The organism is Streptomyces sp. NPDC033270 (assembly GCF_055576575.1).
On record NZ_JBVIRA010000017.1, the window covers coordinates 20,882 to 43,241 of the forward strand.

Consider the following 22,360-nt stretch of genomic DNA (forward strand, 5'->3'; position numbering starts at 1 on the left):
TGCTGATCTCCCTGGGCGGCAGAACCTGCCGCCCTATCTCAAAGGGATCCGTGCACTCGCGCTATGATGTGCGCCCCGATGCAGTCCTGGCACTCAGCCGCATCTTGAGATGACGTGGCCCCATTGAGGGAGTGATGGCCGGAGGCTTCTGTCCGGGAATGGTTTCCACGCGCCAGCGAGAGGCGATTTCCGTAAGCGCCAGCACAGCCTCAGTGATGGCGAACTGGTCGCCGATGCATTTGCGTGCACCGCCACCGAAGGGGAGATAGGCCTTATTGCGCGGCGCCGAATGCAGCATTTCGGCGTCCCAGCGGTCGGGATTGAAGACGTCAGGGTCCGCATAGAAGCGCGCTTGGCGGTGCACAGCGTAAGAGCTGTACGCGATGGTCGTCCCGGCCGGGATGTCATAGCCGCCCAGGCGGGTGTTTGCTGTGACGAGCCTGGTCCATAGCATCCCAGCCGGCGGGTAGAGCCGCAGCGTCTCGGTGATGATCTGGTGAGCGATGTTCAGGTCGGGCAGGTGGTCGAGGGAGACCGGCCTGCCGTCCAGGACGCGATCGGTCTCGGCCAACAGCCGCTCCTCGATATCCGGATTGCAGGCGATAAGGTACAGCGCCCACGACAAGGCAATCGCCGTTGTCTCCGAACCTGCCACCAGGAAGGTCAGGACCTCGTTGCGGAGTTCGGCGCTGCTCAGACGCTCGCTCTGGCTGCCGTCGGCCGGGTCATCGGGGTTGCCTGGATCGCGCGCTGTCAGGAGCGCCGAGAGCAGATCCCCATGGTCCTCCGGGTCCACCTGGGCCTTGGCGATAATGTCGGTCACGGTGTTGTGGAGTCCGGACACAGCCCGCTGATAGCGCCGGTTGCCGGGGGTCGGAATCCGGTTCAGCACCGCCGGGCTGAATGTCTGCCGGTACGTCGCGTGGAGCACCTCGATGGCGTCGCTGACCGTCTGACGCAGGTCCTCTGGGGACACCATCCCGCCGAGCATCGTCTGCAACATGTTATGCATCGTCAGGCTGAGCATTTCCGCCGGCATGTCCAGGACCTGACCATCACGCCACGGGCTGGTCCGCAGAGTTGTCCCCTCGGTCATGGCCTGGGCGTAGCCGGGAAGTCGGCTGCGGTGGAACGCAGGCTGAACCAGCCGGCGCTCCCGTCGGTGCATGGCATGCGGGCAGGTCACCAGACCGTCGCCGAATACCTCCCTGGCCTTGTCGAACAGCAGACCGCCCTTGTCGTAGGTGCGATCGTTGAGAAGTATCTGGGAGATCAGCTCCGGGTCACAGACCATCACCGCTTTAAGCGGGCCGACGTTGACGCGCATCATGTCGCCGTCGGCGGGCAGCGAACGCAGGAATCCCCTTGGATCACGGAGTGCCTTCACCGCATGCCCCACGACCGGGAGGCCTCCAGGCGCTACAGGAACGGTCTCGCTGGGATCTGCGGTGGTCCTCTTGCGTGCAAGCACGTTGCGCATGCGATCCTCTCAGGTGCGTCAAATAACTCAAGCCCATTTGAAAAAGGGCCGATAACGAATGATTGAGTGTTTTATTGATGTGACACAAATGAGCGCCTTTCGCGGCAGCCAGATTATCGGCATGCTCGCGAAAGGGGTGTGATCCAAGCGTGATTGCAGCGTGAACTCGCTGGTAGCCCCCGCTTTTATCGGATGAGCTCGGTCAATCATCCAGCCCGGGGCTCACTCCGGGAGCGTAGGCGAGTGCCGGCACGGGACTCTCCTGGTGACAACTTGCTGACAAAGATCACATACGGATCCCAAAACGTGGTACTGGCCACTCCGAACAGAACCGCCGTGGGGTCTTGACGGCAACCGCCAAAATAATGATCGAATAGTACAGTGCGTCCGGGAAGCGAGACGCTTCATGGCTTCATGTTGGCGAGAACTGATACTCAGACGGGGGCGGAAGTGCAGTTCGCACTCCTTGGGTCAGTTACGGTGCGTTTCGCGAACGGCGATCCCTTGGCAATTATGAGACCCCGCCAGCGGAGCACCTTGTGCATCCTCTTACTTAACAGCGAGCGCCGCGTGAGTAAAAAATATCTTGCTGACGCGTGGTGGGGCGCTGACCTGCCCAGCGATCCAGGTGGCGCGCTGCGGAGCAACCTCTACGGCCTGCGCAAGAGCCTGGCCCGGCAGGCGCGGGCGGCCCAGCTGTTGGGCGACGCCGACGGCGCCGCCCGGTTCTTCCCACGCGCCCTGGACACCTGGGGCGACCCGCCGCTGGCCGACATCCCGGCCACGCCGATCATGCAGCCGGTCATCTCGGAACTGCTTGAGCACCGCCACGCGGTCCAGGAGTCGCTGGTAGACGCGCGGCCGGCCCTTGGCCAGCACCATGAACTGCTGCCGTTCCTGATATCACTCACCACCGCGCAGCCCCTGCGGGAGCGACGATGGGAGCAGCTCATACTCGCCTTGTACCGGTGCGGCAGGCGGGCGGAGGCGCTGGACACGTTCACCCGGGCGCGCCGGCTTCTTGCCGAGGATTACGGCATCGATCCCGGCGGCCCACTGCAGCACCTCCAGCAGCGCATCCTGGCGGGCGGCCCGATGCCGTCCCCGGCACTGTCTGTCCCGCCCCAGCGGGTCCACGCCGACGCCGCGCGCGAGCCGCGCCCGCAGTGGCACGACGTCCCGCGGCCGCCGGTCGGCGTTCCCCACCAACTCCCCGCTGAGCCCCGGCACTTCATCGGGCGCGAGGCCGAGCTCAGGGTGCTCACCGACGTGGCGAACGAGATGTCGCCGGTCGGCTTGTCCCCGGTGGTTTCCGTGGTGTGCGGCCCCCCGGGAATCGGCAAGACGGCCTTCGCCCTCCACTTCGCCCATAAGATCGCTGACCGCTTCTCCGATGGACAACTGCACATAGACCTGGGTGCCTTCAGCCCAGCGACCGACTCGGTGAGCATTCAGCACGCGATCCGGTCCGCCCGCGCCCCGCTGATCTCGTTGCCGGAGCCGGACACGATGACCCTGGCAGCAGATGCCAACTTGTACCGGACCGCCCTCGCGCAGCGGCGAATACTCATCCTGATGGACCACGCACATGACAGCGCACAGGTGCAGCCCCTGATCCCGGCTACCCCGCAATGCATGGTCATCATCACCAGCCGCCGCAAGCTCACCGGCCTGGTGACCTCGCACGGCGCCCACCTGACCACCCTGGCCGTGCCCTCCCGGGCCGAGGCGAAGGCCCTGCTCGCGAGCCGGCTGACCGCCGGCGACATCGACAGTGCCGCCCTCTCAGAGGTGACCGAGGCGTGCGCACGGCTGCCACTGGCGCTGGTGACAGCGGCCACGCGAGCGGTCGCAAGACCCATGGTCCCGCTGCGTCACCTGGCCGAGGAACTGCAGAGGAGCAGAATCGGCTCAACGTGCTGTGCGGCGGCCGGGCCTCGGGCGACATCCGGGCGGCCTTCTCGTGGTCCTACGAGCGTCTTGCGAGCGCCGAGGCGCGCATGTTCCGCGTTCTCGGCGCGCACCGGATACGCGACATCACCGCCGCCGACGCGGGCCAACTGGCCAACGTGCCGACCCTGGCGGCGATACAAGCCCTCACCGGGCTCGCCTGCGCGCACCGCATCCGGGAGTACGCCCCCAAGCGGTACCACTTCGACGACCTGGTGAGTACCGCTCCTGCGCCGGGCGCACCCCGCTGGACATGCGACTACTGACACTGCAGGGACAGGTCGGCGCGGTGATCGCCGTCAGGAGCGGTCCAGTCGCTACTGACGCAGGGGCCGCTCAGGTGGCGGCCGTGAGCAAAGGGACGAGGAGGAAGACCTTGAACAGGCAATCGCTGGCTAGGCTCCGACATCGAGTGCGGCCGGGAGCCGTTCCGTTGCGGACTGACCTTGCCATGGGAGAGGGAGACCGGGTGCCGCTGCCGTACCCGTCGGGATGGTTCTGCCTGGCGCTGTCCCGTGAGGTGCCGGCCGGCGCGGTGGTGAACCGGCGCTTCATGGGCCGCGATGTTGTCCTCTACCGCACCAGGGGCGGCGTCCTGCGGGTCGTAAATGCCCACTGCCCCCACCTGGGCGCCCACCTCGGCGCCGGAGGGGTAGTTGATGGCGAGCATCTGGTCTGCCCGTTCCACCGCTTCGCCTTCGACGTCGAGGGATCCTGCGCCAAGGTCCCAGGCGGAGCCCCGCCCCGGACGACGCTGGCGCAGTTCACCGTGCGCGAGCGGGGCAAGATCATCTATGTGTGGCACGGCCATGATGGCGCACCGCCTGCCTGGGAGCCTTCAGAGATACCTGATGACAGGTTCGCGCCCGCCGCTTCCTGGAGCACGCTCCTGACCTCGCACCCACAGGAGGTCATGGAGAGCTTCGTCGACTACCAGCATCAGCCGATCGTGCACAACGTTGCCCTTCGTGAGGTAACCCCACCGATAGAGGAAGGGCCGTTGCTGCGCATCTCCTTCAGCGCGGCCATCAAGCTGTCCGTCCGCTTGGCGACCATCACGGTGGAGCAGGGCGTGGTCCTGTCCGGCCCTGGCCTGGCGTCGGGGGAGGTGACGCTGCGCCAGGTCGGAATGACGTTGGGGGTAGTGCTTATGGCGACCCCGGTCGGACCATGGCAGACGCACTTGCGTGTAGCCGTCGTGACAGAGGCCGCTTCGCGCGCGAATCCCTCCCGGCTCCGGAAGGCCGCCTCCATGTCCTTGTCCGCGGTGGCGGGGCAAGCGCTCGTGCAGACCATCGCCCACCAGATGCGCCAGGATGCCAGGATCTGGAACTGGAAGCGCTACGAGCCAAACCCCCGGCTCGCCCCTGAGGAGAGCGCCATCGGCCAATACCGCCGTTGGGTGCGTCAGTTCTACCCCCCGGACACGAGGCCTACCGGGACGTCATGACCGCCGCTGACTTGGTACCGCCTGCCACCACATCCTCGATGGTGGCTTTGTAGCCGCGTCGGCCGACGCGCAGGCTCTTGTACGCGTAGCGGGACAGGGGGCGTTTGACGGCGCGGAGGCTGACGCACAGGCGGCGGGCGGGCATGGGCTGGTCCAGGACTGCTCGTCCGATGGCTCCGACGAGGTCGATTACGGTGTCGGCGATTACGCCTGCGGCTCGGGTGACCTGGTTGGTGTGCTGGACCACGGCGCCGGAGTCGGTCAGGGTGATCAGCAGCCCGCCGGCGTCCAGGGCGAGGAGCAGGGGCATCAGGGCGTGACCGTACTGGATGGCGTTGGAGGCCAGCTCGTCGACGATCAGGGCGGCGGAGTCGCGCCCCCCTCGCCGACGCCCCAGCTGCTGAGGAGATCTTCCGCGAAGTGGCGGGAGGCGGGTACGGAGGCCTCCTGCGAGGGCAGGTCAGTACGGCCTGGTGGCTGTCGTGCGGGGCGTGAGCTGCCGTGTGCGAGGTGTTGCGCTTTTCGTCCGGGTGGTCGGAGCCCGCTGCGCGACGCCTGGCGCGGTGGATCTTGCCGCGCTGGCCATCGAAGTCGAAGCAGAGCTCGCACTTTTCGATTCCACTTCGATTCCACAGGGAGCGTCGTGGCACTTTCGGCGAGAATCATCCGCCGCATCGAACGGGAACTCCCCAGGATGAGGGGGCGACCGTTGCGCAGCTGCTTGAGGGAGTCGTCAAGTCTGTCGGGTACGGCGGTCCCATAGTCGAGGAGAGGGTCGCCGCGGCCGTTGTTCTGTACAGCCGCGGCGATGCCGATCGATTCACAAAAGCCGTGGGCTATGCGCAACAAGACTGGCGGGATCTTCTGGTTGGCGTCGAATCGGCCAATGGAGACTGGGCGCGCGCAGCGCATTGACAACGCGTTCGGGAGCTGTTGAAGGTCCCTCGTCCGGACCGGCGCACGTGTGGCAGCGGGCGGACCGCTCGAGCACGGACCGGATCACGGGCCTTACCGGTCGGCGCCCGCACACACTCAGTGCGTCGCGGCCTTGAGCGCGGTGTCGGCCTGGGCCCAGGACGGTTGCCACCACGTGGTCACCGGCTCCCACACCCGTACGCCCCGGGGCAGCCCTAGGGCGTCCGCGTCGATCGTGCGGCCGCGGTGGGAGGGGTCGGCGGCCACGGTCACGAAGTCGACGATCCGGGGTCGCGTGCCGCCGGCGGGGTCGACCGTGCGCACCGCGGCGTGGGCGGTGGCGCCCGCAGCGAGGCGGTAGGGGGCGCTGTGGGTGGGCGGTACCGGCTGTGCCGCGCCGTCCAGGTCCCCGAAGGTGACCGTCGGGATCCGGTCGACGACGCAGGCACGGGCCGCCTTGTTGGTGACCTTGATGTGCAGCACCTCGGGGCGCTGGGTCGCGGTCGCGGACACGCTCACCGCGGACTCTTTGCAGGTCGGTGTCGGCGTCGCGGTTGCGGTGGCCGCATCGGCTGTGGGAGCGAGGGTGGCGAGAGCGACGGCAGCGGCGGCCGGGGCCACGAGAAGCGAACGAGCGCGCATGGCGGGTTCCCCTGTTCTGGGCTTGGTGTATCACCATCGATGACCGCCGGGGGCCCCAACTGGTTGCACAGCGGCACCCGTTCGGCAGCAGGCAGGCGTTGAGGTGGCTGCGCCAGGGGCGTCTTCCCATCTACGTGGGTTGTGATCTACGTGGATTGCGATCTCCGTGGTGGCCTGTGCGATGGACTGGGCGCTGGAATCGCCCACATGGATGTAGGCGCACGCCGCGTCGATCATCACGTTCTGGACGATCTCGTTCTAGCGCTCTGCTTCGGAGGGTGGCCGAGCGTCAGGTGCATGCAGGCTTCGGGCCCGCTGCGGGGCGGCGCGGGACCCTTTGCGCCGTATCTGCCGTTTGGCACCCTATGGTGATCGTTGCTGCTGGGTGCTGGTGCACGGGAGGGAGTTGAGGCCGTGGCGTTCGCGGAGCCGGCTGGTGGTGGCCCGTCCGCCTCCCCTGGGCGGTCGGGGGCGGGATCCGGCGGGCGGTCCCTGGTTCCGCTGCTGGCCGTGTGTGCCGGGTACTTCATGGTGATCCTGGACGTGACGGTCATCAACGTCGCGGCGCCGGTCATCGGCCGGGAGATGTCGGTCTCGGTCACCGGCATCCAGTGGATCACCGACGGCTACACCCTGGTCTTCGCCGGGTTCCTGCTGATGGGCGGCGCGTTGGGCGACCGGTGGGGCAACCGCAGGGTCTTTTGCGTCGGGGTGGCGGTGTTCACCCTGTCCTCCGCCGCGTGCGCGTTGGCCTCGAATGAGCTGTTGCTGATCGCTGCCCGTGGCGTGGAGGGGCTGGGCGCGGCGTTGATCGTGCCCGGTTCGCTGGCGCTGCTCCAGCAGGCGTATCCGGCTGGGGCGGCTCGTTCGCGGGCCTTCGGGCTGTGGGGGGCGATGGCCGGCATCGCGGCTTCGGCCGGGCCGTTGCTGGGCGGGCTGCTGGTCTCCACGGTGGGGTGGCGGTGGGTGTTCCTGATCAATCTGCCGATCGGTATCGCCTGCCTGGTGCTGACGCTGCGGCATGTGGCGCCCTCGGCCCGGCTGGTGTCGCGGGCCGTGGACTGGCCGGCGCAGTGCGCGGTCGTGGCGGCGGTGGCGTTGCTCACGGCGGCGCTGAACGAGGCGGGGCGACGTGGTTGGTCCGATCCGGCGGTCCTGGCCGGGCTGGGTGTGTCGGTGCTGGCCGCCGCGGGGTTCGTGGTGCGCGAGCACCTCGCCCGCTCCCCCGCCGTCGCGCCGAGCCTGCTGCGTTCGCGTGCCATGGGCGGCGGCGCCGTTATCGGTTTGCTGTTCAATTTCGGTTTCTACGGCATGGTGTTCACCGCCAGCCTGTACTTCCAGCATCAGCGTGGCTTCAGCGCGCTGGGGACCGGGGTGGCGCTGTTCCCCGCGGTGGCGATGACGATGTTCGCCTCCGTGCTGTCGGGACGGCTGGCCCGCCGTACCGGGGATCGGCCGTTGGTGGTCGCCGGCATGCTGCTGGCGGCGTGCGGGCTGGCCGGCTGGGCCGCGGCCGGGGACGATCCCGCCTACCCGCTGCTCATCGCGCCCATGATGGCGGCGGGGTTCGGTACCTCCTTCGCGTTGACCGGCTCCACCTCCACGGTGATGGGTGCCGCGTCCGCGGCGTATTCGGGGACCGCTTCGGCCCTGTTCAACACCGCCCGGCAGGTCGGCAGTTCCACCGGCGTGGCCCTGGGCGGCACCCTGCTGGCCACCGCCGACGATTACGGTCAGGGCCTGCGCGTCAGTATGGCCGCCGGCGCGTTCGCCTACGCAGCGGCCGCGGGTCTGGCATGGCGGTGCGTGCCGCCGACGTCCGAGAAGCAGGCTCGGGGCGCGAGGGGAGCGCCCGGGTCGGGGTGAGGGGCCGGGCACGAAAAGGAGGGAGCTTGAGTCTCCCGCCGGGGGGAGAGTGGAAGGTGGGGCATGGACAGCGGGGGCCCTGGCCCGCCGCAACGTCTGCATCTTCGTCACCACCATCCGTGCGCAGACCCACGCGTCACACCCGGCCCTCGGGGTTCAGGTGGCTGGGGAGGGGGCCGGGGCGGGGGCTTTGGCCCGGTCGTCGAGCCAGCGGCGCAGTGCGGTGCGGTCCACCTTGCCGTTGGTGTTCAGCGGCATGGTCTCGATGGTGTGTACGGACGCGGGCAGCATGTAGGGCGGCAGGCTGCGGGTGGATGCCTCGGTCACGGCGGCCGGGTCCGCCGCACCGGACAGCACGGCGGTGATCGTCGTCGCGTCCGGCCACACCAAGCACACCGCCTCCACCGCTCCCGCCCGACGCAGCACCGCCTCGATCTCGCCCAGTTCGATCCGGTAGCCGTCGATCTTGACCTGGTGGTCGTTGCGGCCGATGCAGACCAGCTGGCCGTGGTGGGTACGCACCAGATCGCCCGTGCGGTAGTACCTGTGGCCGTCGCGTTCGAAGAAGCGCTCGGCGTTCAGTTGGGGTGCCTGCCAGTAGCCGGGGGTGGTCTGGGGGCCGGCCACGCACAGTTCGCCGGTGGCGCCGTCCGCGACCGGGGTCAGTTCCTCGTCCACGATCAGCGTGCGCAGGCCGGGGTAGGGCCGGCCGATGGGGACGTTGTCGTGCACGCACTGCGCGGGGCTGGTGTGCGGGTCCCAGCGGTAGGCCGTGCAGGCGATGGTCAGTTCGGTCGGGCCGTAGAGGTTCTCCACGATCGATGCGGGCGCGGCGGCCTGCCAGGCTTCGGCGGTCGCTCGGGGCAACGCCTCACCGCAGAACAGGCTCCAGCGCAACGTGGGCATCGAACCGGGCGTGAGCACGCCGTGCCTGCGCAGCGCCGCGGCCACCGAGGGCACCGAGAACCACACGGTGATCTGCTGGCGTTCCAGGTAGGCGAAGGGCCACAGCAGCTCCTCGGGGTCCATGACGCAGACCCGCGCCCCGTTCTCCCAGGCCATGAACAGGTCGAAGACCGACAGGTCGAAGGTCTGCTCACCGATCTGCGTCAGCCGGTCCTGGCACGTGATCCGGTAGCGGTCCTGGTTGGCCGTGAGGAAGGAGCGGATGTTGGCGTGGGTGATGGGCACCGCCTTGGGCTCACCGGTACTGCCCGAGGTGAACAGCACATACGCCGCCTCGTCGGGGCCGGGCTCGGGCAGTTGCTCCAGCGCGGTGGCAGCCGCGAGATCAGCGGCGTGCAGGACCCGGCCGCCGCCGAAGTCCCCCAGGCCGGTGGGTGCGCTGTCGGGCAGCAGCACCACCGGACGGTGCGGCAGGCCGTCGAGCAGCTGGGGCAGTTGCGGCAACGACGCCGCATCGACGATCAGCGCATCGAGAGCGGATCGTTCGATCATGGTGCGGGTGCGCCGCAGCGGGAGTTGACCGCTCAAGGGGACGAAGGCCGCTCCGGCGAACAGCGCGGCAGCCACCCCCACGTACGCAGCCTGGCTGCGTGCGGCCAGGACACCGACACGCCGCGGCCGGGGCCCGGCCGCCTCGACGATCGCGGCCGCCCACCGACGGGCAGTGTCGACGACCTCGTCGTAGGTGTACTCGCGCCTTCCCAGGGACAACGCGATGTGGTCGGGCGACCTGTCGGCGTAATGCAGGAGCCCGACGCCCAGACGTCGGTTCGGCACTGTGACCATCTCACGTCCATCGACGCGCAACAGCCCGCCCCCACCGGGGACCGGCGGCAGCGGACAGCAGGCACGAGACAGCAGGGCCGACCAAGACCGGCGAAGACAGCGGGGACAGCGGGGACAGCTGAGGAATCACGGAGCAGGGCCGCGGCGTGGGAGTCATGCCTCCACCCTGACGAATACCGGCCCTCGGCGCCTGTCGGCAACCACGCTCAGCCGACAGCAAGAGTGAGAGAGAGTGCTGGATGCACGCGTGAGTGCCGACCACGCGCTCCCGGCCGCCCCTTCCCGCCCATCGGACCAAGGCCAGCGGCAAACGCGCGGCGAAAAAGCAAACAGAGTGGTTCTTCGAAAAGCCAATTCCGGGTTCCTTCAAAACCCGAATCGCTGGAGGGCCGAATCGCCGGATGACCGGTTCGCCCGAGGCCGATTCGCCGGACTACCTGTGGTTCACTCGATCAGCTGCACCCGGGGCGAAGGTACCCACGAGGGCGTGCATGGTGAATTCATGAACACTACTCAGACGAATCGCCCGAAGAAAGCCGTAGCGCGAATATTCACGGCCGGCGCCGCCCTGGGCCTCGCTCTCGCCGCCACAGCGGCCACCACCACCTCCGCCGCAGCCGTGACACCCGCCCCCCACGGCGCCACCGCCTCCAAGTCGAGCCCAGCCGGCGACCACGACGACGGCTGGGGCAACACCTGGGGCCAGGGCAACCACGGCGGCGGACACAAAGGCGGCGGACACGGCGGCAACGACGGCGGCGACGACTGCAGCGGACTCATCGTCCTCCTCTGCCTGTAACGACAACCCGCACAGCTCGTGACGACCCGAGCCCGAGCCCAGCGGACAACGGCAGAAAGAACAACAGCAGGCGACGGACAAGCGGGGGCACGCGAAGTCTGCCGTAACCCGGCAGACCACACACTGCCCCCACTCACTCCCCCCTCTCGCCCCACTGCCGGATACGCGCCCAAAAGACGGAACAGCGCAGTCCGTTACCGGAATTGGCTGAATTGGCTGCCTGGGCCGGCCGGCTAAACCCTGAGAGCCGGCCCGAGGGCGCCGTGCCTGACCGCGGGGTACGGCCCCGTGTCAGTCGGGGCGCCAAGGTCCACTAGGGTCGTCACGACATCAAGGCAAGGAATCGGGGGGCACGCGTTGCCACACAGGACGGACATCATCGCGGCGACCACGCTCGTGCTGGCATTGTTCGTGGTCCTTTTCAGCAGCGCCGGCATGCCCAAGGGCATCGGCGTACGCCAGGAGGGAAGTGGTGTGCTGCAGATGCGGCCGGGCGAGGTCATGATGATCGGCAAGGACGCCTTCGTCCTGGAAGAGCACCACTAAGAAGAGCACCACTACCCTGCCGGATGGGCGACACCGTCTTCCGTCAGCCCTGATCGAAGTCGAGGGTGGAGGCGCACCGGACCCTTCGTTCCCTTCGTCAGCTTCGCTCGGCGCATTCCGCAGACGCCCTCGCGGCAGGTAGTGCGGCAGGTCCACGCCGGCGCGCAGCGAGGGGTCGAGGACGCTCTGCGGGGTCCGAGCGGGCGGTCAGGTCCGAGCGGGCGGTCAAGCGCTCGGCCGCGTCCACGCCATCGTGAAGCACGTCGGCACACCCAGGGCCGTCGCCTCTTTGCGGTACGCCCGCGGCGACCGGCCGACGATGTCGCGGAACGTGCGGCTGAAGGTTCCCGGGCTGCCGAAGCCGACGTCGAAGCAGATGTCCGTCACACTGCGGTCGGTCTCCCGCAGCAGGAACATCGCACGCTCGACACGGCGGCGCTGAAGGTAGCGGTGCGGCGTCTCGCCGAACGTGGCCCGGAAGGTGCGCGTGAAGTGCGCCTGGGACACATGGGCGATCCGGGCCAGCGCCGGGACGTCCAGCGGCTGCGCGTAGGCCCGGTCCATCGCGTCCCGCGCCCGGAGCATGCGGCGGTTGGTCTCTTCTGCGGCGCGGCTCACCGCGCCATCACACCACAGCTCTCCACCGTCGCGGTGCGCGTCTGCCCCCCGTAGGCTGGGCGCCGTGACAGGATCGAGCCCCTTCGTGCACCCCTGCTGGGGCCTCCAGTTCCATTGGTGGGCGGTGGACTTGGCCGGCCGGGTGGGCATGTTCTCGTCCGCTTTCGGGCCCGTCCCGGCTGCGGCCCACACCCGGGAGTCGGCCATGAACGGTGCCACCGCCGAGGCGCGGGCACGGCACCCGGAGTGGTTCGACCAGGTCTGCCATGACGACCCCGAGGAGTGCCCCGAGACGCACTGCGCTGTCGCATTGGGCCGGGGCCCCTACCTCTTTACCTGGGACGAGGAGTACGACGACCGCTACACGCGCTGTGGTGTGCCGAAGGATCCTCTGCTCGCGTCGCAGCTGCCGGGGCGGCTGGCAGAGGCCGCCCGGCTCGTCGAGGTGGACTTCCTCTTCGAGCGGTCGATCCGGGTCGATCTGAGGTACCCGGGAGGCCAGGAGCTCCTCTCCGGCACGCCTGGTATCGCGGTCGGGCCAACCGGGGACCGACGGGTCCAGGGCCTGTCCGACCCTGACCCATCGGACACGCCCCCTGGCCCATCGGGCACGCCCCAGGTACGACGCATCTAGGTACGCGTACTCATGACCCGTCCGACGCGGTGCGGACACCATGCGCGTATGAGAATGCACAAACTGCACACTGCCGCCTCCGCGGTCTTAGTGGCGGCCGTGCCGGTTGCCACCTGGGGCCTGATGGGGCGGCAGGACGCAGCCGGCCACCCGCCGTCCGAACTCGACCATGCCGTCCAGCCGCTGCCCCTCGCCGAGAGCCTGGAGACTTCCCTCGGCGTCATGTCTCTGGTGTTGGCAGTCCTCACCGCGACGCTGCTGGCGCGTGCCTCGCGCAGCGAGGCCTTCGACCGCGTCCGGTGGATGGTGCTTCTGCCGCTGATCGTGGCCGGGCTGATCGTCGGCGCGGGTTGGCGGGTGCTCACCGCGGGGGTCATCGGCGCGAACATCGGCGCAGGGCTCGTCATCTGGGCGGGTGGTCCGGTGACGGCCGCGCTCTTGTTCTGGGCGCTGTTCGTCGGCCTGCAGCGCCACAACGGGGACCGGGGTGGCCGGGTGCGTCGGCCCAAGGTCTGAGCCGCTGCGCTCAGGCGACGCAGTGGGGCTGGAAGCCAGGGTCGGCCGGGCCCTGCCGGTCCAGGGCGTGCTTCACCCACTGGGCGACGACGGGGTCCTTGGTGGCCTGGTCGTGCTCGGTCGTGTCGAGCGGGCACCTGTCCTGGAGGAGGACGTTGGTGACATGGGCTGCCGGACCGCTCAGGAACGAGCTGGTGTAGGGGATCACGACCTCGTCGTACCTGGTGGCGAGCTGCGTGTAGTCGGGGCCTGCGGGTGCCTCGGGGTCGGCGTTGAGCTTCTTGAGCAGGTCGGAGCCGGTGGTCTGGTCCACACAGGCGGGACAGACGGTGGCTCCGGCCACGAGGGCCAACGGGTTCGAGGTGCCGTGGTGGGACGGCACGATGCCGACGAGGTCGTCCACCTTCTTCGCGCCGCCGAGGAACTTGATGTAGTAGCGCGGCATCATCCCGCCCTGGCTGTGGCCGACGAGGTCGACCTTGTTCGCGCCGGTCGATCCGAGTACGGCGTTCACGAAGTCACGCAGCTCGGACGCCGAGTCGGGGATGGGGTCGGTCGCGGCATGCCCGTAATTGAAGGCGAACACGCAGTAGCCGGCGCTGGCGAGGTTCGGTGAGAGCGTGGCCCAGTTCTCGGCCATGGTCTTGAACGTGCCGTTGACCAGGACGACCGGCTCGGGGTGTGCCGAGCTGGGCTTGCACGACCAGTCGTTGGCGCCCGCCGGAGGGATGTCGGTGACATCGGCGTGGGCGGTGGCGGTGAAGCCCAGGAAGCCGAGGGCCACGGCCGCTGTGGCGGCGGTGACAAACCGGAGGCGGGAGCGCAGACGCATGGTGGGACCTTTCTCGGATCGAGCCACTGCCCGAACTGCGGTCGACAATGCCGAACCGTAAGCGGAATGGTTACTTCCGAGTCAGTAGCCGTCAAGGCTTCCGCCGCCGGCCCGATGTCACACCTGCGCCCCCTTGCCATGGCGGCTCGCGTCGTGCTGGGCAGGGGTTGCCGCTGAAGTGATCAGTCGAGAAAGAAAGGGGATAGGTGGAAGAAATGGAGCAAATCGCCTGATAGTCGGCGCACGGCAGCGGGCCGACCGCATGACGGCGGGCCGTCCGAAAGGAGCCCTGGCGGAAAGGAGCCCTGGCGGTCGTCCAGGGCTCGCGGGTCAGCCGCCTCCGTGGGGTGCGGTCATCGCCAGTCGGGCGAGGGAAGCCGCCTCCCGGCTGTCCTCCTCGGCACTGAACACGTGCACGACCAGGCCCATCTCGCCCGGCACGGCCGGCACATGCAGCGTCTCGTAGTCCAGGGTGAGCAGCCCGGCCTCCGGATGCCGCAGCCGCTTGCGTCCCGCCGCGCACATCACGACCTCGCCGGTGGCCCAGATCCGCCGGAACTCGGCGCTGTGTGCGGACAGTTCGGCGATGAGCGCGGTCAGTTCCGCGTCACCGGGGTAACGTCCCGCGGATACCTGCAGCTGCCCCACCGCCTCTCTCGCCCGGTCCTCCCACTCGGGGTGGACGGTCCGGGCCGCGGGGTCGAGGAAGAGGTACCGGGCGTTGTTCCGGTCGCGGCGGGCCGGGGCGGCCAGGCCGCCCATCAATTCGGCGCCCAGGCTGTTCCAGGCCACCACGTCGAGACAGTGGTTCGTCACGAAGGCCGGGAAGCGGGCCATGCCGTCCAGGAGCCGCTGCAGCAGGGGGCTCACCCGGGCCCTGGGCGCGGGGTCGCGCCGCGCGCCGGCCAGGGTGGCGAGGTGCCTGCGCTCGGCGGTGTCGAGGCCGAGTGCCCCGGCGAGCGCGTCGAGCACCTCGGGGGACGGCTGGGTGGCCCGACCCTGTTCGAGGCGCACGTAGTAGTCCACGCTGATTCCGGCGAGCTGGGCCAGCTCCTCGCGCCGCAGCCCGTGCACCCGCCGGCGACGGCCGCCGACGAGACCGACCTGCTCCGGCGCGACGCGTCCCCGGCGGGCGCGCAGAAAGCCGCCGAGTGCCTTGCGGGAATCACCGATCCCATCGATGTGGTCGAGGGGATCGGTGCGGTCGAGGGGATCGATGCGCTCGATGCGGTCGGCTCCCCCGCCGTTGCGGGTGCCGTCTTCGCTGCGGCTGTCCATGCCGTCTGTGCGCTCGATGTGGTGCAGGCCGTCCATGCGCCCAAGTATGCGTGGCCCTCGGTATACGTGGCCCTCGCAGTACCAGGATCACCGTTCCGCCGGTTGACCAGGGTGCTGGCTACCCGTCGCCCCCCGGCGGAACGTAGCGGCATGACCGAAGCAATACCGCAGCAGCGCAAGAAGATCCTCGTCGTCAGCGCGCACCCGGAACCCCGTTCGCTCAACGCCGCGCTGGCCGCCTTCGCGGTCGAGCATCTGCGGGCAGCGGGCCACGAAGTGCGGGTGTCCGACCTCTACGCGATGAAGTGGAAGGCGGGGATCGCCGCCGACGACTTCCCCGACCATGGCGCGGACCACCGGCTGGACGTGCTGGCCGCCCATGAGCAGGCCACGCTGGCGGGCCGGCTGTCGCCCGACATCGCGGCCGAGCAGGAGAAGGTGCGCTGGTCGGACGCGGTGATCCTGCAGTTCCCGATGTGGTGGTTCTCCGTGCCCGCGGTACTCAAGGGCTGGATCGACCGGGTGTTCACCAATGGGTTCGCGCACGGCCCGGCGGTTCCCCCGCCCTACAGCAAGGGCGCCCTGGGGGGACGGCGGGCGCTGGTGTCGGTGACGATCGGCGCCCGTGAGTCGGCGTTCTCCGACCGGGGCATCCACGGGCAGCTGTCGGACGTTCTCCACCCGGTGCAGCACGGCCTGTTCTGGTTCACGGGCATGACGCCGCTCGATCCGTTCGCCGTGTACGGCACCGTCGACCTGCCGGAGGAACGGTTCGAGGCGGCGAAGCGGGAGTACGGCAGACGGCTCGACGGGCTCTTCACCGACGAGCCGGTCCCGTTCCGCTCACTCGCCGGCGGCGACTACGACCACGACATGCGGCTGCTGCCGGACGTGGAGACGCCGGGGACGAGCGGACTCGCCCTCCACGTCCGTCCACCCGCCTGACGCCCGGAGCCACTGGCCGCCCTCCGGCCGTATTGCCTCCCTGCCGTACGAGACTCGGCGGAGAGCGCGACCGGTGCGACGGCTGCGACCTGGCACGGTGTGCCCGCGCCGCCGAGGCCGCGCGCGCGGTCGGTGCCCTGAGGAAATTGCGCTGGACAGACGCCGTGCGCCTGGCCGATAGTGCGCCGCATGGCCTCTGTTGTGCGACACCTCACCATCGACTGCTCTGACGCCTACCGTTTGGGGCAGTTCTGGGCCGCGGTCCTGGACGGCTCCCTCGCCGACGACGACTTCCCCGGCGACCCCGAGGCGGTGGTCACGGCACCCGGCTCGAACCTCCTGTTCATCACGGTCCCGGAAGCCAAGACCGTGAAGAACCGGCTGCATGTCGATCTGCAGCCGCAAGACCGTTCGCGCGACGAGGAGGTGGAGCGGATCCTCGCCCTGGGCGCGACCGTGGTCGGCGATCACCGCAAGCCGGACGGGACGGGCTGGGTGACCCTGGCCGATCCCGAGGGCAACGAGTTCTGTGTGGAACGCAGCGCGGCCGAGCGGGCAGCGGCACGGTGAACCGCGAGGGGTGACCCGAGCCTTGGGGCCGCGGGGCCAGGGTGGTGGTGCGCGGATGCGCGCGTACGAGCGTGCGGCTTCCGACCAGGACGGCTGCGGAGAGCCCAGGCAGCCGGGCCACCCCGTCCGGGCGGCGGCAGCTGCCCGTGCGCGGGTCAGCCGGCCGGTACGACCTTGGTCGCCGCCACCGCGGGGCGCAGGGCCTTGGCGATCCGGACGCCGTTACCGACGAGCCAGAAGTGGACGAAGAAGAGGCGGGGTTCGTCCGTCAAGCCGTGGTTGTGCAGCTCGACGAGTTCGGCCCCGGCCCGCCGCAGGGCCGCCAGGACGTCTTGGACCTCCTTGGCGATCATGGCGCAGTCGCCGCTGATCGCGGCGTGGCCGCCGCCCAGCGGCTGGAAGTTGAACGCGGTGGTCGATCCCAACCCCGGGGGCAGTACCCGGCGGCCGTCGGTGACGGTCTCCCGGCGGACGAAGACGGACTTGTAGATGCCCTCGTCGATGGAGCCCTTCGCTCCCAGCGTGGCATCGATGGCGGCGGTGTCCAGGTCGAGGGGCTGTGACGGGGCCGACATCAGCGGGGGCGGTGTGCTGGTGCGGTCCAGCGCCGCCCGCAGGCCGCGAGCCATGGACACCGCGTGGTGACCATGCGCATGCACGTGCACCCACCAGATGTCGGGGCTCTGGGAGAGCAGGTGCTTGTGGATCGCGGTCAGCCCGATCCCGTGCTCGGACAGGGCGTCGATGAAGGGCTGCAGTTCGGACTCGGTGACCACCAGATCGCCCATCACCATCGTGCTCTTGTCGGCGTAGCGGACGAAGGACACGTGCGAGCCGAGGGCCAGCGCCGGTTTGACGATGACGCCGTGGGAGCGTACGAGGAGGTCCCGGCGCGGGAAGGCGGTGTGGTACATCAGGTTGCGCTTCATATCGCCCGGTCGGCCCAGCGCGTCGGCCACGCCCTCCCAGCCCGATACGGCGGTGGGAACCGGTTTGACCAACCTGCCGTTCTTTCCCCCGGCCGTCCCGGCAGCCATGGCCCGAGCGGGGGCGGTCGCCCCGGCCAGCATCGGAGCCAGGGCGGCCGCGGCCAGCACGCGCCGCCGCGGCGCACCCGCGTGCGGGTAGTCGTCCTGCTGTCGGTCTCCAGCCATCACCTGAGCACCTCCATGCCGAGATGGAAGCACGGCGGACCGGCATCAAGGCCGTCCCCCGCAGCGCTTGAGGCCACATGAGCTAAGTAACGTGAAGCCACATGGGCTAAGCGGTCAGCCCCGGCTACGGTTCGGCCGGCGCGCGGTGGGCGTACGCGGTCGACGCCACGCCACGGCGCGGCCCGAGCCGGGGCGGGACACGGGTCCGGCCGGCACCGTTCAGGGCCGGGTGGTCGAGCGCAGGCGGTGCCGTACCACACGCTGGGCGAGCGGGCCGAGCTCGTCGAGGGCGGCGGCCAATACGGCGAGCTGTTCGAGCGCACCGAGGGCGAGCGTCGCACCGTGTTCGTCGACGCCTTCATAGAGTTCGAGACCGACGAACGAGCCCGCCACGGCGCGGGCGAGCCCGGGGATGTCCGTGAACTCGGCGATCGGCGAGCCGTCCAGGACCCTGGCCAGGACCTTCTCGATCTCGTCGATCCACAGCTGCAGGCCGGCGGCGGTGGCGGGCGCGAGACGCGGCTGGGTCTGGGCGGCTGCCAGCAGCTGTCCCAGGAAGGCGACCTGGCCGGCCGCCCGCTCCTCGATGTGCATGTCGCGGCCGAACGCGAGGAGTTCCGCGAGGCTGCCGATCTCCGCAAGGCGGGCACGGTAGCGCGCGACGCGCTGTTCGGCGCCGTGGCGGCAGGCGGCGGCGAGCAGTTCGTCGACCGAGCCGAAGTGATAGAAGACCAGGGCCTGGTTGACGCCGGCCGCCGCCGCGATGGAGCGGGCGGAGGTCTTGGCGATGCCCTGTTCGGCGAGTGTGCGAAGCGCGCCCTCCAGCAGCTTCTCCTTGGTGTCCGGGGTCTTGGCGTCCGCTGCCTTGGAGGTGGGGGTGCCCGCCTTGGAGGTAGGGGTGCCTGACCTGGTGTTCGGGCTCATGCGCGCGCCTCCTCGCGTACGGGGCGCAGCCCGGCGCGCACTCCGCACGCGTCCACGTCGGTGTATTCGGCGGTGAACGACCCCTCGTAGCCGAACAGTGGGCCGAAGTAGCGGTTGGCCACCCGGACCCGGATGTGGAAGCGGCTGGTGGAGTCGTCGAAGGACTCCCGTACCTCCGCTTCGGCGCCGATCAGCGCCGGGACGCGGAGGTCGAACGGCCCTTCCCGGAAGCGGTGTTCACCGGAGCGGATGAGCAGCGAGCCGTCCGGTTCGGCCGTGGGGTGCAGGTCGGTGGCGAGGTGCTGGTGGGTGCCGAGGTAGTCCAGGACGCAGTCGCGCTCGGGGCTGTGGACCATGGTGGCGTCGAAGCGGCGTGGTCCGCCGGGCAGTGCGAACGTTCTGACGAAGGTGACGGTCTCGCGACCGTAGGAGTCGGCGTAGGGGACGTTCTCGATGGTGAAGGGGACCTGGGTGCCGGTGCGCGGGACGAGGATGTTGCGGCTGGCGCCGAGTGCGAGAAACGGCCTGACGAAGGCGGGGCCGTGCCAGATCCGGTCCATCACGCCGCGGCCGGTGCAGGCCTCGCCGCTTTCGAGTCCGACGGAGAAGCGCCGTCGCAGTTGGGGGTGGAGCCGGTTGAAGGCGCGCTCGCCCATGACACGTTGGAAGATCGAGGTCATGCGTGCTCCAAGGTGGTGAGGAGGGCGGGCGCGGCGGTGGGTGCGGGTGGGGTGCGTCGGCAGCGGCGGGCGGCCGGGGCCCGGGCCGAGGGCGGCGCGAGGAGCGCGACGGCGGCGAGCGCGAGCGTGAGGTACGCGGCGGCACTCATCGCCGGCACGTAGGAGGGGCGGACCGCCCACACCATCGCCGTGCAGACGACGGCCGTTGCCACGGCCAGGACGCGGGCCGCCAGGTCGGCGATCGCATAGCCGAGTGACCGGCCCGGGCTGATGCCGCGCTCGCACCACAGCCGCAGCCGGTCGAAGGACCAGGCGGTCGCCCAGCCCATCAGCGGCCGGAAGACGGTCCGGTCGACGACGGCACCGAAGCGGCCCCAACGCGGCCGGTAGTCGTAGCCGGTGAGGAACCGCACGCCGTCGGTGGTGGGCACATACCTCCAGTAGCCGCTGCCCTCGGCGAGGAGCGAGAGGCGCTGGGGTGAGGCGAATCGGAGGGCCGAGACACGCTCACCGCTGCTCCGGTGGCGCTCCCCGGCGGAGATGCCGGTGCCGGCGACGGTCAGGAAGGGCAGCACCCGGGTCGCGTACCGGAAGCGCTGGGGTTCGCCGGGTGCACGTGGCAGGTAGTCGATCTCCGTGAAGCGCAGGTCCCAGCGTTCGTGGTGGTCGGGGAGCTGGGTCCGCTCCCAGATGGTCTCGATGTCGGCGCGGATATGCGTCTCCACGTAGAGCCTCATGAACGCCCCGTCCTCACGCATCGACCCGCTCCTGACACACGGTCTTTTGAGCGACTGCTCAAGGTGAAGCTAGCAGGTGCTTGAGCAGTCGCTCAAGGAGGGGTGACGCGGCGTCATGCGGTTTGTGCCGGACGGGCGGAGCGGTGCGTCCGGACGGGACGGCCTGCCATGTCGTCCCGTCCGGACGCGATCGGGTCCCTGCCACCTCCCGGCCGGACGCAATCGGGGCCGTGCCACCTCCCGTCCGGACGCGATCGGATCCGTACCATCTCCCGTCCGGACGCGCGGCGGCTCGACGTCCTTCCGTCAGGACTCTTCGGCTGTCTGCGTCTTGAGGAACTGAGCCAGGAGGGCGACCACGCGGGCCTCCGTCGTGGCCTTGTCGATGCCCGCGTCGGCGAGCAGGCCCGTGCCGTTCTCGTGCTCGAGGAGTGCCAGCAGGATGTGCTCGGTGCCGATGTAGTTGTGGCCCAGGCGCAGCGCTTCGCGGAAGGTGAGTTCGAGCGCCTTCTTGGCATCGGCGTCGAAGGGGATGAGGGCCGGCATGCTCTCCGCGGCTGCGGGCAGCGCCGCCGTGGCCGCCTGCCGGACGGTGTCGAGATCGACGTCCTGGGCGCGGATCACCTGCGCCGCGAGCGCCTCGGGCTCGCTGAGCAGGCCGAGGACGAGGTGCGCGGTGCCGATCTCGTTGTTCCCTGCCGCGTGGGCGGCGTTCTGCGCGGCCACCACGACGCTCCTGGCACGCGGCGTGTAGCGGCCGAAGCCCTGGTTGGGGTCGAGGTCGGTCTCACCGGGAGCCTTGGGCACGAACCGCTTCTGCGCGGCCTGGCGGGTGACGCCCATGCTCTTGCCGATGTCCGTCCAGCTGGCGCCGGAGCGCCGGGCCTGGTCCACGAAGTGACCGATCAGGTGGTCGGCGACGTCGCCGAGGTGATCGGCGGCGATGACGGCATCGGTCAGCTGGTCGAGGGCGTCCGTGTGGACCTTCTTGATCGCCTCGATCAGGTCGTCGAGGCGGACGGGAACGGAGGTCTGGGTTGGTTTCTCCATGTGACAACCGTAGGTTGACACCCAGAGGGGTGTCAACCCGAGGTTGACACTCGATTGTGGAGCCCGGACGGGCGTCAGTGAGCGGGCTCAGCCTCCGGGTTCCTCGGCCAGCCAGGTCGCGATGGCCTGGGCGATGGGCTGATCGGTATCCACCTGCACAAACCCGAACTGGCCGCCCTGGTTGCACTCGAGGAACCACCATGTCCCGTCGCAGTCCACAGCGAAGTCGAAGGCACCGTAGGCGAGTTGGGCGACGTCCATATAGGAGTCCACCGACCGGCGAACGGCATCCGGCACCTCGGCGGGCTTCCAGGTGCCGTGCTCCGTGAAGCGACTGTCGACCTCGTCGGCGTCGGCCTCCTTACGGGCGGCGAACATACGACCGCCGACCCAGGTCAGCCGGATGTCGGCCCGCTTTCGGATGTGCTGCTGAAACAGCGTCGGCCCCGCCTCCACCGCGGAGAAGTCCGCATCGGGACTGACGCGAGTGGTGGGCAGCACCATCGGAGGGTCGCCGGGATGCCGCCCCGAAACCGACTTCACCACCAGGTCCTGATGCTTCGCCGCGAACTGGCGCGCAACCGACGGGAACGAAGTGATCAACGTCGCGGGAACGCTGAAGCCGTTCTGCTGGGCGATATGCAGCTGCCACGGCTTGTAGCGCGCCTGCACGGCCGCGACAGGGTGGTTCATCCAACGCGCCGGGGTGCAGAAGAGCATGCCGTACAGCGCCTGCTCGGACTCGGTGGACAGCCACGCGGACTGCTCCTCGGCACGGGCGCCCGGAGCACCGGGCCGGCGAACCCACACGGACCGCAAGCTGCTCAGGCTCACCATGCGCTCATTCGTCTTCAGATACCCGCGGAAGTCACCGTCGCCGTAATCCGCCGACAGGGCGACCCTGCCCGGCAGATCGGCGGGGTCGAGGCGGACAAGCGGAACACCGAGGTCGTGCAGGGCCGCGACCACCATGTCCGCCGTCAAGTCCTCCTCGCAGGTAAGAACCAGGACAGTCATCGCCG

General features: G+C 69.5%; 22 protein-coding genes. 9 read left to right on the forward strand and 13 right to left on the reverse strand.

What is annotated here, in order from left to right; translation table 11 throughout:
* Window positions 1-61: 61 nt before the first annotated feature.
* A complete protein-coding gene (locus ACZ5XZ_RS23055; protein WP_468980928.1) occupies window positions 62-1,480 on the reverse strand; it encodes a cytochrome P450 in 1,419 nt (472 codons plus the stop codon).
* 570 nt (window positions 1,481-2,050) lie between these two features.
* Here ACZ5XZ_RS23055 and ACZ5XZ_RS23060 point away from each other — a divergent pair.
* Entirely contained in the window at window positions 2,051-3,649 is a 1,599-nt protein-coding gene (locus ACZ5XZ_RS23060; RefSeq protein ID WP_468980930.1) for an AfsR/SARP family transcriptional regulator, read from the forward strand.
* 250 nt (window positions 3,650-3,899) lie between these two features.
* Complete coding sequence (locus ACZ5XZ_RS23065) at window positions 3,900-4,880, forward strand: aromatic ring-hydroxylating oxygenase subunit alpha (RefSeq protein ID WP_468980933.1); 981 nt, start codon at window positions 3,900-3,902, stop codon at window positions 4,878-4,880.
* Here ACZ5XZ_RS23065 and ACZ5XZ_RS23070 read toward each other — a convergent pair.
* Both ACZ5XZ_RS23070 and ACZ5XZ_RS23075 read right to left on the reverse strand, forming a co-directional pair.
* Entirely contained in the window at window positions 4,864-5,190 is a 327-nt protein-coding gene (locus ACZ5XZ_RS23070) for a hypothetical protein (protein WP_468980934.1), read from the reverse strand. The two genes, ACZ5XZ_RS23065 and ACZ5XZ_RS23070, sit on opposite strands and share 17 nt — an antisense overlap.
* A gap of 722 nt (window positions 5,191-5,912) precedes the next feature.
* A complete protein-coding gene (locus ACZ5XZ_RS23075; RefSeq protein ID WP_468980936.1) occupies window positions 5,913-6,437 on the reverse strand; it encodes a DUF4232 domain-containing protein in 525 nt (174 codons plus the stop codon).
* 414 nt (window positions 6,438-6,851) lie between these two features.
* Between ACZ5XZ_RS23075 and ACZ5XZ_RS23080 the strand changes: the two genes are divergently transcribed.
* On the forward strand, window positions 6,852-8,303 hold the full coding sequence (locus ACZ5XZ_RS23080) for an MFS transporter (protein WP_468980939.1): 1,452 nt from the start codon (window positions 6,852-6,854) through the stop codon (window positions 8,301-8,303).
* A 156-nt stretch (window positions 8,304-8,459) separates the two neighbouring features.
* On the opposite strand, the gene ACZ5XZ_RS23085 is transcribed toward ACZ5XZ_RS23080, so the two are convergent.
* Entirely contained in the window at window positions 8,460-10,046 is a 1,587-nt protein-coding gene (locus ACZ5XZ_RS23085) for an amino acid adenylation domain-containing protein (RefSeq protein ID WP_468980940.1), read from the reverse strand.
* Window positions 10,047-10,557: 511 nt separating this feature from the next.
* Between ACZ5XZ_RS23085 and ACZ5XZ_RS23090 the strand changes: the two genes are divergently transcribed.
* Both ACZ5XZ_RS23090 and ACZ5XZ_RS23095 read left to right on the forward strand, forming a co-directional pair.
* The gene (locus ACZ5XZ_RS23090) at window positions 10,558-10,854 is read left to right on the forward strand and encodes a hypothetical protein (protein WP_468979504.1); all 297 of its coding nucleotides are present in this window, start codon (window positions 10,558-10,560) and stop codon (window positions 10,852-10,854) included.
* Between the two features lie 357 nt (window positions 10,855-11,211).
* Complete coding sequence (locus ACZ5XZ_RS23095; protein ID WP_468980943.1) at window positions 11,212-11,400, forward strand: hypothetical protein; 189 nt, start codon at window positions 11,212-11,214, stop codon at window positions 11,398-11,400.
* Window positions 11,401-11,625: 225 nt separating this feature from the next.
* Here the strand turns inward: ACZ5XZ_RS23095 and ACZ5XZ_RS23100 are convergent, their stop codons facing one another.
* The gene (locus tag ACZ5XZ_RS23100; RefSeq protein WP_468980946.1) at window positions 11,626-12,018 is read right to left on the reverse strand and encodes a helix-turn-helix domain-containing protein; all 393 of its coding nucleotides are present in this window, start codon (window positions 12,016-12,018) and stop codon (window positions 11,626-11,628) included.
* 64 nt (window positions 12,019-12,082) lie between these two features.
* On the opposite strand from ACZ5XZ_RS23100, the gene ACZ5XZ_RS23105 reads away from it, so the two are divergent.
* A complete protein-coding gene (locus ACZ5XZ_RS23105) occupies window positions 12,083-12,652 on the forward strand; it encodes a hypothetical protein (protein ID WP_468980948.1) in 570 nt (189 codons plus the stop codon).
* 48 nt (window positions 12,653-12,700) lie between these two features.
* Entirely contained in the window at window positions 12,701-13,168 is a 468-nt protein-coding gene (locus ACZ5XZ_RS23110; protein ID WP_468980950.1) for a hypothetical protein, read from the forward strand.
* Window positions 13,169-13,178: 10 nt separating this feature from the next.
* On the opposite strand, the gene ACZ5XZ_RS23115 is transcribed toward ACZ5XZ_RS23110, so the two are convergent.
* Together ACZ5XZ_RS23115 and ACZ5XZ_RS23120 are read right to left on the reverse strand one after the other, a co-directional pair.
* Window positions 13,179-14,000, reverse strand: a complete 822-nt coding sequence (locus tag ACZ5XZ_RS23115; RefSeq protein ID WP_468980953.1) for an alpha/beta fold hydrolase — start codon at window positions 13,998-14,000, stop codon at window positions 13,179-13,181.
* Between the two features lie 330 nt (window positions 14,001-14,330).
* The gene (locus ACZ5XZ_RS23120; protein ID WP_468980954.1) at window positions 14,331-15,314 is read right to left on the reverse strand and encodes a helix-turn-helix transcriptional regulator; all 984 of its coding nucleotides are present in this window, start codon (window positions 15,312-15,314) and stop codon (window positions 14,331-14,333) included.
* 114 nt (window positions 15,315-15,428) lie between these two features.
* On the opposite strand from ACZ5XZ_RS23120, the gene ACZ5XZ_RS23125 reads away from it, so the two are divergent.
* Together ACZ5XZ_RS23125 and ACZ5XZ_RS23130 are read left to right on the forward strand one after the other, a co-directional pair.
* Complete coding sequence (locus ACZ5XZ_RS23125) at window positions 15,429-16,223, forward strand: NAD(P)H-dependent oxidoreductase (RefSeq protein ID WP_468980956.1); 795 nt, start codon at window positions 15,429-15,431, stop codon at window positions 16,221-16,223.
* Window positions 16,224-16,412: 189 nt separating this feature from the next.
* Window positions 16,413-16,793, forward strand: a complete 381-nt coding sequence (locus tag ACZ5XZ_RS23130) for a VOC family protein (RefSeq protein WP_468980959.1) — start codon at window positions 16,413-16,415, stop codon at window positions 16,791-16,793.
* Between the two features lie 155 nt (window positions 16,794-16,948).
* On the opposite strand, the gene ACZ5XZ_RS23135 is transcribed toward ACZ5XZ_RS23130, so the two are convergent.
* The 6 genes from ACZ5XZ_RS23135 to tgmB all read right to left on the reverse strand — a co-directional run bounded on the left by ACZ5XZ_RS23135 (window position 16,949) and on the right by tgmB (window position 22,355).
* The gene (locus ACZ5XZ_RS23135; protein WP_468980961.1) at window positions 16,949-17,947 is read right to left on the reverse strand and encodes an LppY/LpqO family protein; all 999 of its coding nucleotides are present in this window, start codon (window positions 17,945-17,947) and stop codon (window positions 16,949-16,951) included.
* Between the two features lie 219 nt (window positions 17,948-18,166).
* Complete coding sequence (locus ACZ5XZ_RS23140; protein ID WP_468980963.1) at window positions 18,167-18,871, reverse strand: TetR/AcrR family transcriptional regulator; 705 nt, start codon at window positions 18,869-18,871, stop codon at window positions 18,167-18,169.
* The gene (locus ACZ5XZ_RS23145; RefSeq protein WP_468980964.1) at window positions 18,868-19,551 is read right to left on the reverse strand and encodes a DUF4166 domain-containing protein; all 684 of its coding nucleotides are present in this window, start codon (window positions 19,549-19,551) and stop codon (window positions 18,868-18,870) included. Before ACZ5XZ_RS23145 ends, ACZ5XZ_RS23140 begins: the two co-directional genes overlap by 4 nt.
* Entirely contained in the window at window positions 19,548-20,288 is a 741-nt protein-coding gene (locus ACZ5XZ_RS23150; RefSeq protein WP_468981260.1) for a hypothetical protein, read from the reverse strand. The genes ACZ5XZ_RS23145 and ACZ5XZ_RS23150 overlap by 4 nt, the downstream gene beginning before the upstream one ends.
* A gap of 306 nt (window positions 20,289-20,594) precedes the next feature.
* Window positions 20,595-21,338, reverse strand: coding sequence for a Clp protease N-terminal domain-containing protein (locus ACZ5XZ_RS23155; protein ID WP_468980965.1), 744 nt, complete (start codon window positions 21,336-21,338; stop codon window positions 20,595-20,597).
* A gap of 87 nt (window positions 21,339-21,425) precedes the next feature.
* Window positions 21,426-22,355, reverse strand: a complete 930-nt coding sequence (tgmB, locus tag ACZ5XZ_RS23160; RefSeq protein WP_468980967.1) for an ATP-grasp ribosomal peptide maturase — start codon at window positions 22,353-22,355, stop codon at window positions 21,426-21,428.
* Between the last annotated feature and the right edge of the window lie 5 nt (window positions 22,356-22,360).